Below are 14,788 nucleotides of genomic sequence, written 5' to 3' on the forward strand. Positions count from 1 at the left end.
GCCAACTTCCGGCCTCAGGCATGTCGTCCCGGCCCCTCCCGGCCGGGACGACATGTTTCCCAAAAAAGTCAGAGTGAGCGAGACAAGAGCAACTCACACAGCATCCGGTGAGATCACTGGCTCCTGTGCCGACCCGTAGGGTCGACACAGGAGTGCCGGACCCGTCGAGAAACTATGAAACAGAAATGAATCGTCCTGGACTCGTCACCCGTCGACCCATCCCGACCTCACTGTCGTCGAGGAGACGCCGGGCAACGTTGCGAGTAATCCTGCTGCCGTTGGATATCGTCGAAAGCGCCGACCCGGTCCCGGTTCCCGCGGTCGACGAGGTCGAACCGTTCCTGCCTGCCCGCATCAGCGCTCCCACCGCCACCGGAGACGATGGCCCCCACGCGCAGTTGCTGGCGTTCCGACACATCGTCGATCGCAGCGGTCCCCCGGTCACCTTCGGCCTCGCACTCGATAACCAGCGCGCGCCTGACGGCCCGCAACGCCGCTACGTCGGCCCACCGGCCACCTGCCTGTCACTGTGGGAGGTTCCCGGCAACGGACTGGTACTGGCCTGCGAGGAACTCACCCCCGACCGCGCCGGCAGCCTGATCGACCGACACAACGATCCCCTCCGCGACGGCGGTAGCCCCGAATTCTGGGCCGCCATCGAAGCGTTTCTCCGCCCCTTCGCACTGACGCCCGAGGCGAGCCCGACCGACATTTTCCCGCGACTGGACACCCGACTGCCCAGATCCGAGGTCTACCGGCCGCTGCGCAGCCTGACAATGCACGGCCCTAGTTGGACCGAGCGGGACACCCTCGAGAGCCTGATCATCGAGGTCCACACCGACGGGGTCGATGCGGTTCGGCGACTGGTCGATGAACCGGGCACCACACCCTGCGCTGGGGGTGCGTCCCGCTCCTACCGTGGACTCTTGCGGTGGCACCGGGTCCCGCTGATCGACAGGGCGTCGCGTCTTGGGTCGGGGATCGCGATTCGCGAGGACGCCCGAGCCCTCGCCGTCGACCTCGGCGCCACCGCTACCAGTCCCGACTATCTCGATCGGGGCACCCGTGACATGCTCTACGGCCTCATCGGCTGGGTCGCCCTCCGCGCACAGCACTCGGCGGACCACCGCCGCGTACTGTCGCTCCTGCGCGACCGCCGCCACCTGAGCGAACGCGGCGCTCTCGCGGGCCTCGGCGACATCGCGGCGGCCCGCACACGGATGATCGAGACACGGCTTCTGCAAGCACACCACGCGGGTGCACACCGACATCCGCCACGGATCGAATCGACACACCTGCGATCAACGCTGGTCCACCACACCGCCGACGAGATCGCCTTCCTGCATTCCGAACTCGGTACGCTCTGTGACAGTGCCGAAAGCAGTCTCCTGCCCCACGCTGCCGCCTCCGCCCGAGTCCGGCGATCCACGCTCGTAGCGGTCGCCGCCGGGGCGCTGTTCGTGACCTCGCTCCACGCGGCCGGCGCGGCATCACCGGAGGATCTGCAGCGCTGGGCGCTCACCGTGGCGGCTGTCACCGCGATCGGCGCTGTCACCCTACTCGCGGCTGTCGCACGTCGTCGCCCCTCCAGGACACTCACGATCCAGACAACACCGGTTGCGATACCGCGTGCCTCGCCCGACGTGAAGCCTGTCAAGGACCTCGAACGTCGACGGCGGGAGTCGATCTTCCCATTCGAGACGCACGTGTGGCGCACCGCTCCCAAGCGCCGCGACATGACGCCCACACTGCGAGAGTGCCGAGAGGCCAAAAACCTTTCCGGCTTCGAACCTTCCAACCCGCCGTTGGTGGTGGCAAGTCAGTCGTCCCGTCCAGAATGAATAGACCCGACCCTCAGAAACAGCGGCACCCACACGTGAGGATCAGAATGTTCCAGCGGACGGGCGCAACTGTTCCTATTCTCTTATTGTCAAAGGATTATCCGAGCGATGCTCGTGACCTCGCACCCGCCCTGGTGGCGGTGTTGTCGGTGGCCGTCGCGCTCTCCGCTGCGGTGGGCATGGAGCGACAACTGCGGCAGAAGTCCGCCGGGATGCGCACCCATCCCCTGGTCGGCCTCGGAGCCGCACTGTTCATGATCGTCAGTAAGTACAGACGACCCGAGAAAGACATGTGGCGTGAGTCACATTTCAACGATCAGGGCAGGCGGCGGATCTACCCTATCCTCGCACCGGAAACACGAAGGAACAGGTCGACAAACCAATACCGCACCAGCCACACCTACACTGGCTGGCAGGGATTGGTGCACACCGGTCTGCCGAGATCCGTAGATCCGGTCGAAAATTTCACACGCCGTCAAACGCCCGAGGTGACATCAGCGACGCCCACAACCCAGGCACACCAACGCGGAACCGCACCGCCCAACGGGAGCGCACCCCTTCCCGGACGCACACCGGGACGAGTGCGGTCATGACGTACGCGGCGGGTACCTGCTGCACGTCCCGGCGAGGCCCGGCCGGAGCGGACTACACTCCGACCGGGCCGCTTCGGCCCACCTGATTTCACCCGCATCTCGGGGCCTCGGACGCGTATGCCTCAGCGGCCGCGACAGTTTCAGCGTCCGCTGATACTCCAGCTGCGGTCTCGGCGTCGAGGGCTCGACCCGTCCCGCACCGACAGCCGCGAACCGCCCACCGCACATACCCGGCAACGTCGTCACCCCTCACCCGACACAGATCAGCACACCCACAACCGCCACAGCAACCAGCGAGGCGCCGCCACAGATCAGCCACGCCCGCGTTGCCAGCTGCCGCCACCGATCGCACCGCTCGTCCACGTCCGCGACCGATCCCCTCAGGTACGGATCGGACGGTCGGAACATTGAGAGGCGGCGAACCTTCGCGTCCGCTCGTGCCGCCACACCGAACGAGACGGGCACCACCACCAGCGCAGCCACCAGTAGACCCACCATCGCGCCCATGCCCGTCCCGAACATCGTCGCTTCCTTCCACATCCACAGGCGCCCGTCACGGGTACCGCGCGTTGATCACCCGCCACGCGGAGCCACGGGCACGACCACGCCCCTGTCAGCTCTATCGCCGAACTGCCACCGAGTGTTTCACCCGCCGGGCGTCGGCGGAGAACCATGAGTCGCCGCGGGCCTACACGCCGGGCATCGGGAACTTCCACACCGCCACCACAACCACTCCCATGATGAGCCCGGCGTACAGAACAGTGCCAACCACACCGACCCGCAACGTATTCAGCAGATTGGTGCCCAGGTTCTCGGCAATCCGTGCCATGACAACTCTTCTCTCACGTGCAGATATTTTCGATTGCCACGTCGATGACGCGCACCAGCTACCTTGGACCGACTTCGACACCTGCACATTGGCCGAACTACCTGCACCCATACCCGAAATTGGGCCTGGAGGTTTGGGTCTCGGCTTAGGGTTGCAACCCGAACACCCCAAGCGCCAGGCTTTTCCACAAATTCAGCTGTGTTCTACGTCACACACCGGCGTTTGAACTATGTCGCCCAAGCATTTCGTTACGCCAGTACAGATCGTTAGGGGGTTCGTCAGCGACACCGGTAGGTAAAACAGCTCGCCGCACATACTCGATTGCGCAGAACAGCTGCGCACTATCGGACATGCTGCAGCACAAAATAATCGGCGTCCCGACCGAAACGGGATTGTCACTCAATCACTCGATGCCGAAGCCCGCCGGCATTGCTGTGGCGAAGCAAAACACGCCGGTTCCGGCAGTACCACCCCCGTCGCAGGCTCGCGCCGATCGCGACTCAACCGACTCGTGTACGCACCGCAAGAAGCGTCGAAATCGCACTTACCGGTCTGTTTTCTGAGGTGCGAAAATTACTGCAATGGCATGGATCACACTCCCTGGACTTCCCTGCTCCGGCTCACGAAGATCATTGTGCGCTGCTCGTTACTACGTGCAGGTTGTCCGTGTAGCGCCCCTGCCAGCTGATATACATCGTTGGCGGGGGCTGCGCTTGGCTGCACCACAACACACCAATCGGAGCCGCCGCCGCTGTTCGCACCTGTGACGCGGCGAGCCTCGGCTGACGTGTCGCCCCTCGGAGCGATTCACCCGTCGCCTACCTCGTTCGTCTACTTCTGCGCACGCATCGCCTCGACGCCGCCCCTCGACCGCCCTGACACGACGCAGACCATCGGCGAACCCGAACTCGGCAGATCGCCTCCCGACTTCTACACGAACACTGTTGTCCACCAGTCCTAGTCCGCCCGTTTCGGGCTGTCACGCCGCAGAGCCGACACCGAAACCTGACCCCCACGGCCAACATCTCCACACGATGCCGCAGTGTGTGCACATTCGTGTGGTAACCGGCGAGGAACGTGCGCGCATATCGCTGCCATAGTGTGTTCCCGGTGGGAATCGAACGAATGTCACTGGAGTTGCCGGCCGGCGCGGCCCGTGAGGACGCGGAGAAAGAGGCGGTCGCACAGTTGCGGGCCCAGGGCGTCCGCGCCTGGTCCGATCTGTCCCTGCAGACGGTCCTGACCACCGATTCGCCCGGGATCAGCCGGTACACCTTCACCTACTGGGTCGACGAGAACAACCGTCACTGACCACCCTGCGACCACCCACCGCCGGGCGATCACGCATGCGACGATCAGGTGCTGCCGGCACCATCGAGGCATCCGCCCAGCACAACCGGCTTCGAAGGTACTTCTTTGACGCGGCCGCGTCACCGGCTCTACCTGACGTTCCGCTCCGCCCCGAATCAGCTCCAACGCTGTCGCAAGATCGGTATGCCGCTATGTGCCGGCACGGGGCTGGATCAGGGTCCGAGCGCGGCGTTGTGCGGGGTGAGGATCGCACCCAGCAGGTAGTGCCCGTCGGCGGAGTCGAGCGCGATCACGCCTCCGGCGGCGGTGACGGCGGGGTGGGTGTGTGTGGCCGGGTCATCGGCCAGCATCCAGGCGAGGGTGTTCTCGTCGTGCCGCGGCCGGTATTGCACGCCGTCGACATCGGGGTTCGCGGCGAGGATCGCGGCGACCCACCGGCGGGTGTGCAGATACCCGGAGGGGTCGCACTTGGACAACCAGGCGCCGGCATTGATCCGGGACGCCCCGGTCCCGGTCAGATCCACGACCTTCACCGTGCGGGTGGTCCGCACTTCACTCAGGACCCGGCCGGCGATCTTCGCCCGCGGGATCAGCCGCGGGGACTTCTCGACCGGCAGGTTCCGGCAGAGCGTCTCGGCGACCGCCGCGGCCGGACTGTCACCGAGGTACAGGTATCCGTAGGAGCCGTCGAGACTGTCGAACCGGCCCCCAACCCTGACGCGGGGCCGGGCGGTGGGGTTCAACTCCGCGGCGCCGCGGGTGGCGCCGTGGATGCGCCACAGCGAGGTATCGGCGGGAATGGTGGCGATAAGGGCAGCAGGCAACGGGGTGGGTGGATCCGGGTAGGTCACGCGGGTTCAGTCCTGCGTCAGGTCGTCGGCCATGTCCCGCAGATCCTGCTCGTGCCCACCGGCGACGGCCAGCGCCGCCGGGGATCGTGGGTCGTCGGCGAAGTCGGTCGGGCTGAGCCACCAGGACGCCACACCCCACGGATCGTCCTTCGCGCCGAGGGCCCGGTTGATCTCGGCGACGATCGGGCGGACCTGCCGACGGTCGGCGTCGAACTGGAAGGCGGGGTAGAGCTTGTGCCCCGACACCGGCAGCGCGATCACCGTGCCGGCCGCCGACAACCGGCTGGCAGTGTTGCGGCTGGTCGCCGCCTTCCCCAGGACACGGCTGACGGCGGTGGAGTCGAGCATCTCATGCTGGTCGACGATCGAGTTCAGCACGGACGCGACGATCCGCGTGCGCGCCACCGCCGCCGCGGCCGGGTTGGCAACCGCACGCTCCTGCTGACGCGCCAGCGCGGGGCTCATCGACAGCAACGCCGTCACATCGTCACGGACAGGACGCAGGGCCGGCCGACGGGAGAACTCCTCAACCAACAGCTCCACGAGGTCCGGATCCGACAAGGCATGGATCGAGTCGCGGGCACGATCCCGGTCGACGAGCATGTCCACCACCTCCATTTGTGCCAACAGTGTACCGCGTACCATGCGTGTCGCGATAGAGGAGTGCGGAGGGCCTCGACACTGGCGCTCTCTCGCCGATACTGCGCCCCCTCAGCCGGTCCGGAACATGCGCCCCACCCTTCCGCGCCGGCATGGATCGGCATTCGCACTCAGCGGCATCGCGGGAACCGCCTCGTCTCCCCCGGCCAACGAGCCTTCGCTCGACAATCGAGCCGGCGCCGTCCACCAGTCGGGGGGCCTGGGCGAATGTCCACCGCCGAAGAGTCCGGCGGTCGATGCACTTCAGCGGCCGGCATAGGAGCATGAAATTAGTTAGCAAAAAGAGTTAGCACTCACACGGCATGAGTGCTAAATTCGGATGGGGTCTACGTCACAAGCGACAGACCCTCGACCAGGTCGCAACCATCGACCACCGAACGTCTTCGACCACACCGCTCCCGTTGCGCCCGAACAGTCTTGAAGACGCTTCCAGTCCCGCCAAACCTATTTGCCCCGTCGACCACCCGTCGACCCGACTCGTCAACCGTGAGAAGAAGGATCATGCCCGCCACCGTCCCCCACAGCCCCGGTGCCGGCCACCACATGCGTTCCTCCCTCGACGACACCGAGATACGGAAACAGCACGGTTCACGGTTGCCCGCCGTGTCGATCGCCCTCGGGGCGCTGTCCGTGGCGTCGTTCTGGATGATCGGACTCGGCTTCCTCTTGGGGGTGGCCGCGGTGGTCTGCGGCGCCGTCGCCACCTCGCGGTCCGCGGTAGCCGACGACGAGGCGGCATCGTTGCGGGCCCTGCTGGGCGTCGTTGCCGGCGCCGCGGGGATCACCGTCTCCGCGATCGCCCTGTTCCCCATGCTCGCGCACCTGTGAACCGCGAACATAACGGCTTCATTGTTGGTCGCCACCCGGGTCTGCTGCGGTTCGGTCGCCCACGCCCCTCCTGCCCTGACCGGTTACGATCGCGCCGCTCGTTGGATTCGAGAAATGTTCCGACAGTGCAGCATTGACGACCAGAACCCCATCTGATCGCCGACGGACGGATCAGTCGGACCCCGACCGGTTGCGGAACCAAATCCGGTTCGCCGCTGCAACCGGCACGGATGCAGATCCAAGCTGATCCCTCGACCGGTCGCGTCCGAGGCCTCGACCGCGTCAGTAGCGCGCTGCGATAACGGCTTCGTCGAGGAATCCCTTCAATCCGCCACTGAAGACATCGTTGTCGTCGCCGGCGACCATATGCCCGGCGCCGGTCACGTCGATCAGTGTGGCGGTCGGGATCAGCTCGAGTAGCTCCTTGGCGCCTTCCTCGCTGACCACATGGGATTGCGTGCCACGCACCAGCATCGTGGGAACCGTGATCGCGGCTGCCGCCTTCCGTGCGCGTTCGTATCGCACGATCGAATCCGCCTGACGAGTCGGTTCGTCGCCCTGGCGAAGGAACGCCGGATCCCAATGCCAGAACCAGCGGCCATCACGCAGGCGAAGGTTCTTGCGCAACCCCTGCGGGTTGGGCTTGCGGACACGGTTCGGGGTATACGCCGCGACCGCCGCAGCAGCGTCGGCCAGGCTCTCGAAACCCTCGAGACCACTACGCATGAACGCCATGATCTCCGCGGTACCGGCGGTTTCGACCTTCGGTGCGATATCGACCAACACCAGCCCGCGAGCAAGCTCGGGATTCTCCCCCTGCCCGATCAACGACGTCATACCTCCCATCGAGGCACCGACGAGTACCGGCTTCTCCCCCAGTTCACCGATGATCGAGGTCAGGTCGGCGACCAGCGCATCGATGCCGTAGTCCCCGTCCGGTGCCCACTGACTGTCCCCATGCCCACGCGCGTCCACAGCAATGGCAGACCAACCATCTGCCGCGAGACTGCGCCCGGTGTTCCGCCAGGAATGCCGGGTCTGCCCACCGCCGTGCAGCAACAGGACCAAACCTTTTCTGTCGACACCCGATCCGCCGGCACCCCGCGCCGGTGGGTCCCACCGGTCGCCGGCAAGGGTGACACCGTCACCGCGGAATTCGGACTGTGCGACTATGAGATCCACTAAAGTTCCTCACCAACATTATCGAATTCGAGCATTTACCATCATGTTGCACCACGCGGTGAACACCGATTCACCCCGCACTCGTTTCTGGCCATTGTCCGGTGTCTTCGCCGATCTGAGCTATCACCATAGGGTCCGACACGTTTCAGCCGCCCGTCCAGCGCGGCAATCGCTTCCCGAAGAACGCGTCAAAACCGTCACGCATATCTGCCGACTACGACGCAGGCGCAGGGGGGCGCGGACGAGTTCTCGTACACCGTCAGGCCCTGCCAAGGCCACACTGGCGTGGCTGAATTCAGGGCGTATCGAATCGAAGTGCGCTTCCCCTACAACTACGCCGGGGGGTGGCATAGGTGATCGGCCTCGGCTAAGAACACATCGGCACCGCAACGTCACCTCGTGCGGTACCGCCACCCCGGTCTGAGACCGCACCGTGGTGGTGCCTTTCCACTCCTAGGTGCGCATTCGGCGATGATCAGGCTCGCTGCCGGCCGCGGTCCTCGCTTTTCCCGGCCTGCGCCTCGGCTCCGAAGAAGGTGGTGTACCAGATTCGGCTGACCACCTCCGCCGCCTGCTCGACGGGCATCGGCGACTCCTGCATCGCGTCTTGCGCGTACCAGACGTAGGCCGACTGCTCCACCATGCACGCCATCGCTTCGACGGTGACCGCGACGGGAAGGCCGTTGATCTCCTCGATGCCGCACTTCGTCTTCAGGACAGTGGTGAAGCGGGCGATGTGCCGGTTGCGCATCTGCCACCAGAACTCCCGGAACCGGGCTTCGACGCTCGCCGCTTCCACCAGGGTGCGCATGACGTCGCGGTAGTTGTAATAGTGCGTCAGGTAGCCGGTGTTCGATTCGAGCAGTGCCTCGTACGGCTCCTCGTCGAGGCGGTGCTTCGTCGTTCCGCTCGCGCGGAACAGGTCGTCGTGGGTGTCGGCGATCAGCGCGGCGAAGAGGTCTTCCTTGTCCTTGAAGTACCGGTACAGCCCCCCGAGTGACATGCCGGCTTCCGTTGCCACGCCACTCATCGTGGTTCCGACGTAGCCATCTCGTGCAAAAACGGATCGGGCTGCATCCAGAAGCCGGGCTCGGGTGAGCTTTCCCTTGGTGGTATTCGGTACGTGGGGCATGACCCTCCTTCTCGTTGCAGGCATCGTATCCACTGATCGGGGCGTTGATCCAGAGTTTACAAAAAAGCGACGTCACTCTCTTGACTGGGGGCACCCGGATGCCACAGAATCGTTACAACGACGCCGCGATCTTCCCGCGTTGCGCTTCCATCATCCGGCTTTTCACCGAAACGGAGTCGCCGTGAATTCCCGAGTAGCCACCTTCGACGCCGAGGCGCTCGACGTAACTCCAGCCCTCGAGTCCAGGAGTCCGCTCCCGTCTCCCCTCGACCGATTCCGCGACCATCTCGCGCGGGATCCCCACGCCGTCGCGGTGCGCGACGACCGGGACAACGCACTGTCCAGGCAGGAACTGTGGGACCTCGCTTCCGAGATCCAAGGCGAAATGGCCTCTCGCGGACTCACCGCCGGCGACGTCGTGGTCGTTTGCATGCCGAACTGGACCGAGTGGATGGCGGCCTATCTGGCCGTCGTGCGCGGCGGCCTGGTTCCTGCGACGTTGCCGATCACCACGGATCCGAGGTCGATCGCGTACACGGCGAACCTGGTGGGCGCCAAGGCTGTCGTCCTCCCCCGGGCACATCGGGGGCGCGACTTCACGACCGAATCCACCACACTTGCCGAGGAGTTGGGGCACCTCGTCCATGTCCTTCTCGTCGACGGCGACCACAAGACGCGGGCGTGGCGCACATTCGACGGTCCGCCGGTGGTGGTCCCGGAGTACCCGCAGGGGACGGCGCACATCCTGTTCTCCTCGAGCACGACGGGCAAGTCGAAGGCGATCGCGCATTCCGAGACAAGCCTGGGCGCCTACAACGAGGGCGTCATCAACCGTTACCGGGTCACCGGCGAGCGGCCCGTCTTCATGCCGTCGCCCCTCGGTCACAGCACCGGTTTCTGGCACGGCGCGCGGATGTCGATGATGACCGGAGCAACGCTCGTCCTCCAGGACTCGTGGAACCCACACCGAGCACTCGAACTCGTGGACCGGCACCGCTGCGCCATCACCGTCGCTGCGACCCCTTTCCTGAAGGACCTGGTCGACGCCGAATGGCCATCGGACACACCGAAACTGAATGGAATGCGCGTGTTCCTGTGCGGAGGTGCCCCCATTCCCCCCAGCCTGATCGAGCAGGCACAGAATCAGATGCCCGGAACCCGGATCGGGTCGATCTGGGCGCTGAGCGAGGGCGGAGCCACGTCCAGCCTCCCCGATGACGCGCCTGACGTCGTCGCCCGGAGCTGCGGGCGCGTGATGCCCGGGGTGGTTCTCGAGACCATCACCAAACAGGGCACCATCGCACCGCGCGGCACCGACGGCGAAATCGTCATGCGCACCCCGTCGCTGTTCCTCGGCTACATCGGACAGGAGGATCTGTATCGCAGCTCCTTCACCGCCGACGGCTACTTCCGCACCGGAGACACCGGGATCGTCGACGAGGACGGGTACCTCCGACTGACCGGACGGCTCAAGGACCTGATCATCCGCGGCGGAGTGAATATCTCGCCGGTCGAGATCGAGAACGCCCTGGCGGGGCACCCACAGATCGTCAAGGTCGCCGTCGTCGGACGCCCCGACGACCGCCTGGGCGAACGGATCTGCGCCGTTCTCCAGATCAACGGCACTGCTCCCACATTCGAGGAGATCCTCTCCTGGCTCGACAGCCGCGGTGTACCCCGGCGGCTGTGGCCCGAATCGATCCACATCGTCTCCGGAATGCCGCAAACACCTGCAGGCAAAATCCGCAAGAACATTCTCAGAGAACTGATTTCGGAGGAAAAGGAATGACCACCGGCATCGACGACACCATCACCACCCACACCGCCTCACTGCGCGACATCGACGTCACCTACACCCGCGCCGGCCACGGATCCGCCGTCGTCCTGGTGCACGGACTCGCCGAGGACCACCAGAGCTGGCGCCCGGTGCAGGAAGCGGGCCTGGAGGCCACCACCTACGCCTATGACCTGCGCGGGCACGGACAGACCACCGCCGGGTCACCGGAGGGCACCCTCGCCCAGCTTCGCGACGACCTGCTGACCTTCCTCGAGGAGGTCACCGGGCCCGCGACCTGCGTCGGCTTCTCCCTCGGAGGCACCGTCGTCCTCTCCGCCGCGGCACAGCGCCCCGATCTGGTGACGAAGGTCGTCGCACTCGGTACCTCGAGCGTCGTCGGGCGGGGAGCCGCCGGCTTCTACGCGGGCCGCATCGCACTGTTCCGCGGCCCGGACACCGCCGCCCAGCAGGAGGCACTATTCTCGGATACTGCTGCGGCCCTGCATAATCCGGAGTCGGACGTCGATGCCGTCACCCGCTTCCGGCTCGCCGCGGTCGGCGACGGAAGAGGCTACGTCAACGCGTCCACCGCGATGGCAGCCCTGGTCGACGCCCCTCTCACACCGGAGTTGTCGAAGGTCGGTCCCGGGGTCGAGGTGGTCATCATCGGCGCCGACCACGACACCTTCTGCCCGAAGAAGGCCGCCGACATCATCCTCGGCGCCATCGAGCACGCCACCTACGCGGAAATCACCGGCGCCGGCCACCTGATGCTGGTCGACCAGCCCGAGCAGTCGATCGCACTGCTGCAACAGACGCTCGACCTCTAACACCCCGACCGCGCCTACCACCACTCGAAAGGCCCCACAGATGCAAGAACGTCCGACCGCCCTCGTCACCGCCGCCGCAGGTGCCGGTATCGGCGCCGCCATCGCCACCCGTCTCGCTTCCGACGGTTTCGACGTCGTCATCACCGATATCCACGAGCGCCGCCGCCAGGAGCTCGCGGACAAACTGTCCGCCGAGTTCGGCCGCGAGTTCACCCATCATGCCCTCGACGTCACCGACGAAGCCCAGGTCGAGGAGGTCGTCGCCGACATCGAATCGACCAAGGGCCGCCTCGACGTCCTGGTCAACAACGCCGGCTGGAGCAAGATCGAGCCGGTCGCCGAAATGTCCGCCGACACCTGGCGCCGCTGCCTCGATGTCGACCTGAACGGCACCTTCTACACCATGCGCCACGCGCTGCCGTTGATGCAGAAGAACAAGTCCGGAGCGATCGTCAACATCAGCTCTATCGCCGCCTACGAGACCAGCACCGAGCACGGTGCCGCCTACTCGGCGGCCAAGGCCGGCGTTCTCGCGCTCACCCGCGTCGCCGCCGCCGAGAACGGTCAGTTCGGGATCCGCGTCAACGCGGTCACCCCGGGACTGATCTACAACGACTTCCTCCGCAAGATCTACCCGGACGATTTCTTCTCCGGCTACGCCGAGAACCGTTCCCTCGTCGGACGAGTCGGCCGCCCCGAGGATGTCGCCGGCCTGGTCTCGTTCCTGGTTGGCCCCGACTCCGGGTACGTCACCGGTGAGGTCTACGGCATCAGCGGAGGGGTGCATCCCCATGGCTGACCATCCTCTGCACCGCCCGATCCGTGAGCTCACCGACGCCTACGCACGCGGCGACCTCAGCCCCGTCGACGTCACCGAGGACCTGATCGAGCGCATCGACCGGTTGAACCCGCAGGTGCACGCCTACGTGACCGCACTGCCCGAGCTTGCCCGCGCCCAGGCCGCGGGTGCCGCCGAACGCTACCGGCGTGGCGACCGCGCACCACTGCTCGGCGTGCCGGTGTCCATCAAGGATGCGTTCCACCTCGCGGACACCGAGACCACGCTCGGTTCGCTGACCCAGCGCGGCCGGATCGCCCGCTCCGACTCCGGGGTCGTCGCCCGACTACGCGCCGCGGGGGCGGTCATGCCTGGTAAGACGAACGTGCCGGAGTTCTGCCAGTCCGCCACCAGCGACAACCTCCTCGGCCCCGACACCGGCAACCCGTGGGACATCGCACGCACACCCGGTGGGTCGAGCGGGGGCGCCGCCGCGTCGGTGGGTGCCGGCCTGGCCGCCATCGCGCTCGGCTCGGACGGCGGCGGCTCCATCCGCATCCCGGCGGCGTTCTGCGGGCTCGTCGGATTCAAACCGAGCACAGGTATCTGCCCTGATGAGCGTGGATTCCGCGCCATGACCGATTTCGTCACCGCCGGTCCGCTGGCCTGGACGGTGGACGACGCCCGCATCATGGGCGAGGTCCTCGCGGAGACGCGCTTCGCCCGCAGCGCATCGCCGAAACTGCGGATCGCCTACTGCGCCCGCCCCGAAGGGCGCCCGGTCGATCCCGCCGTCGCGGACACGCTGGCCGCCGTGGCGGCGACATTGTCGGACCTCGGTCACGAGGTCGTCGAGTGCACGGTGCCTGTCGACGGCTGGAACGAGATCTTCGGTCCGCTCGTGCTCGACGACGAGTTGCGTGAACGCGGGCACCTGCTGGAGCGACCGGATCTCCTCACCCCGTACGAGCGGTCCACGCTGCGCGCCGCCACGAAGCTGCGGAGCGCGGACGTAGCCCGCGCGCGGGGGTCTCTGACCGACTTCCGGCTGCGGATCGACGGGTTCCTGCACCGCTTCGACGCGGTGCTCACGCCCACCGTGGCGACCGTCGCCTTCCCCCACGGCGAGCGGCCGAAGAGTATCGACGGTGTCGACGTGGACTGGCTGTGGGGTGCGTTCCCGTTTACCTCGCCGTTCAACGTTGCCGGTACCCCGGCGATCACGTTGCCCGCCGGCACCTCCGATGGCCTGCCGATCGGCGCCCAACTCGTCACCGCCCGGGGACGCGACGCGGACCTGCTCAACCTGGCCGAGTCGCTCGAGGCCGCGCTGGACTTCGATTACACCCCGCTGCGCGACCGCTGGGCCGACCAGCCGACAGCCCCACAGCCGGTACCGGTCCCATGACCGGCGGGCCGCTCGCGCACCACGCGCACGATGATGTCCTCGAGCTCGTACTCGACCGGACGAGTCGTCGAAATGCTCTGTCCCGGGACTTGCTCCGCGAACTTCGGCACGCATTCACCAACCTTCCGGAGGGCATCCGCGCGGTCGTGCTCACCAGCACCGGACCGGTGTTCTCCGCCGGCGCCGATTTCGCGGACCTGACCGGCACCTCTGCCGATCTCGCGTACGACCGGGACCTGGACAATGCGTGCACGGCCATCCGCGACTGCCCGGTGCCGGTCATCGCCGCCGTCGACGGGCCCTGCGTCGGCGCGGGCGTCGAGCTGACCACCTCGTGTGACGCACGGTTCGCCGGCCCGAACACCTGGTTCCGGGTGCCGGCGGTCGAACTGGGTCTGCTCTACAACCCGACGTCGATCCGGCGGCTCCACGCGACCCTGCCCCGCTCCACCGTCACCCGCCTGCTGGTGTTCGCGGAACGGTTCGATGCCGCGGACGCCGTCCGCAGCGGGCTCGCGACCCACCGCACCGACGGCGACCCCCGCGAGCACGCCCTCACCCTCGCCCACACCCTGGCCCAGGCACCACACGAGGCTCTCGCCGCCACCCGCGCACTGCTCCGGCACCTCGATAACGGGCACTTCGACGACGCCGAGTGGCAGACCACCCGAACCCGTCTACTCGACAGCCCCGCCCGACACGATGCCGTGGCCGCCGCCTCCGCGCGGCACGGCGTCACCCACCCCTGAACGACTTCGATCAAGGACA

At 66.5% G+C, this 14,788-nt stretch carries 15 protein-coding genes; 9 read left to right on the forward strand and 6 right to left on the reverse strand.

Translation table 11 applies throughout. The annotated features are described in order from the left end of the window. Positions 1-185 precede the first annotated feature (185 nt). Entirely contained in the window at positions 186-1,841 is a 1,656-nt protein-coding gene (locus tag CJ177_RS42310) for a hypothetical protein (protein WP_095870593.1), read from the forward strand. A 179-nt stretch (positions 1,842-2,020) separates the two neighbouring features. After that, positions 2,021-2,434, forward strand: a complete 414-nt coding sequence (locus CJ177_RS48890; RefSeq protein WP_257014983.1) for an MgtC/SapB family protein — start codon at positions 2,021-2,023, stop codon at positions 2,432-2,434. A gap of 249 nt (positions 2,435-2,683) precedes the next feature. On the opposite strand, the gene CJ177_RS42320 is transcribed toward CJ177_RS48890, so the two are convergent. Together CJ177_RS42320 and CJ177_RS47770 are read right to left on the reverse strand one after the other, a co-directional pair. Next, a complete protein-coding gene (locus CJ177_RS42320) occupies positions 2,684-2,956 on the reverse strand; it encodes a hypothetical protein (RefSeq protein ID WP_095870594.1) in 273 nt (90 codons plus the stop codon). Positions 2,957-3,122: 166 nt separating this feature from the next. After that, positions 3,123-3,263 carry a hypothetical protein gene (locus CJ177_RS47770; RefSeq protein WP_009476098.1) on the reverse strand — a complete coding sequence of 47 codons (141 nt, stop codon included), beginning with the start codon at positions 3,261-3,263 and terminating at the stop codon, positions 3,123-3,125. Positions 3,264-4,388: 1,125 nt separating this feature from the next. On the opposite strand from CJ177_RS47770, the gene CJ177_RS42330 reads away from it, so the two are divergent. Beyond that, positions 4,389-4,574, forward strand: coding sequence for a hypothetical protein (locus CJ177_RS42330; RefSeq protein WP_257014964.1), 186 nt, complete (start codon positions 4,389-4,391; stop codon positions 4,572-4,574). A gap of 212 nt (positions 4,575-4,786) precedes the next feature. Here CJ177_RS42330 and CJ177_RS42335 read toward each other — a convergent pair whose 3' ends face one another. Next, positions 4,787-5,425 (reverse strand): RES family NAD+ phosphorylase, encoded by a 639-nt coding sequence (locus tag CJ177_RS42335; protein WP_095870596.1) that lies wholly within the window; start codon positions 5,423-5,425, stop codon positions 4,787-4,789. 6 nt (positions 5,426-5,431) lie between these two features. After that, positions 5,432-6,028: a hypothetical protein gene (locus CJ177_RS42340; RefSeq protein WP_095870707.1), complete on the reverse strand. Its 597-nt coding sequence runs from the start codon at positions 6,026-6,028 to the stop codon at positions 5,432-5,434. A 558-nt stretch (positions 6,029-6,586) separates the two neighbouring features. Between CJ177_RS42340 and CJ177_RS42345 the strand changes: the two genes are divergently transcribed. Beyond that, entirely contained in the window at positions 6,587-6,913 is a 327-nt protein-coding gene (locus tag CJ177_RS42345; protein WP_257014965.1) for a hypothetical protein, read from the forward strand. Between the two features lie 282 nt (positions 6,914-7,195). On the opposite strand, the gene CJ177_RS42350 is transcribed toward CJ177_RS42345, so the two are convergent. Together CJ177_RS42350 and CJ177_RS42355 are read right to left on the reverse strand one after the other, a co-directional pair. Then, entirely contained in the window at positions 7,196-8,095 is a 900-nt protein-coding gene (locus tag CJ177_RS42350; RefSeq protein WP_095870597.1) for an alpha/beta fold hydrolase, read from the reverse strand. A gap of 475 nt (positions 8,096-8,570) precedes the next feature. Continuing rightward, positions 8,571-9,251: a TetR/AcrR family transcriptional regulator gene (locus CJ177_RS42355; RefSeq protein WP_306453428.1), complete on the reverse strand. Its 681-nt coding sequence runs from the start codon at positions 9,249-9,251 to the stop codon at positions 8,571-8,573. A 157-nt stretch (positions 9,252-9,408) separates the two neighbouring features. Here CJ177_RS42355 and CJ177_RS42360 point away from each other — a divergent pair, with 157 nt between their 5' ends. The 5 genes from CJ177_RS42360 to CJ177_RS42380 are packed head-to-tail and all read left to right on the forward strand — an operon-like array spanning position 9,409 to position 14,769. Continuing rightward, complete coding sequence (locus tag CJ177_RS42360; protein ID WP_179443422.1) at positions 9,409-11,016, forward strand: AMP-binding protein; 1,608 nt, start codon at positions 9,409-9,411, stop codon at positions 11,014-11,016. Further along, positions 11,013-11,834: an alpha/beta hydrolase gene (locus CJ177_RS42365; RefSeq protein WP_095870600.1), complete on the forward strand. Its 822-nt coding sequence runs from the start codon at positions 11,013-11,015 to the stop codon at positions 11,832-11,834. Before CJ177_RS42360 ends, CJ177_RS42365 begins: the two co-directional genes overlap by 4 nt. Before the next feature lie 40 nt (positions 11,835-11,874). Next, positions 11,875-12,633, forward strand: a complete 759-nt coding sequence (locus tag CJ177_RS42370) for an SDR family NAD(P)-dependent oxidoreductase (protein ID WP_095870601.1) — start codon at positions 11,875-11,877, stop codon at positions 12,631-12,633. Beyond that, positions 12,626-14,020: an amidase gene (locus CJ177_RS42375; protein ID WP_095870602.1), complete on the forward strand. Its 1,395-nt coding sequence runs from the start codon at positions 12,626-12,628 to the stop codon at positions 14,018-14,020. Before CJ177_RS42370 ends, CJ177_RS42375 begins: the two co-directional genes overlap by 8 nt. After that, positions 14,017-14,769: an enoyl-CoA hydratase/isomerase family protein gene (locus CJ177_RS42380; protein ID WP_095870603.1), complete on the forward strand. Its 753-nt coding sequence runs from the start codon at positions 14,017-14,019 to the stop codon at positions 14,767-14,769. The genes CJ177_RS42375 and CJ177_RS42380 overlap by 4 nt, the downstream gene beginning before the upstream one ends. Positions 14,770-14,788 lie beyond the last annotated feature (19 nt).

Origin of the sequence: Rhodococcus sp. ACPA1, assembly GCF_002300195.1 — a bacterium.
Taxonomy (GTDB): domain Bacteria; phylum Actinomycetota; class Actinomycetes; order Mycobacteriales; family Mycobacteriaceae; genus Rhodococcus_F; species Rhodococcus_F opacus.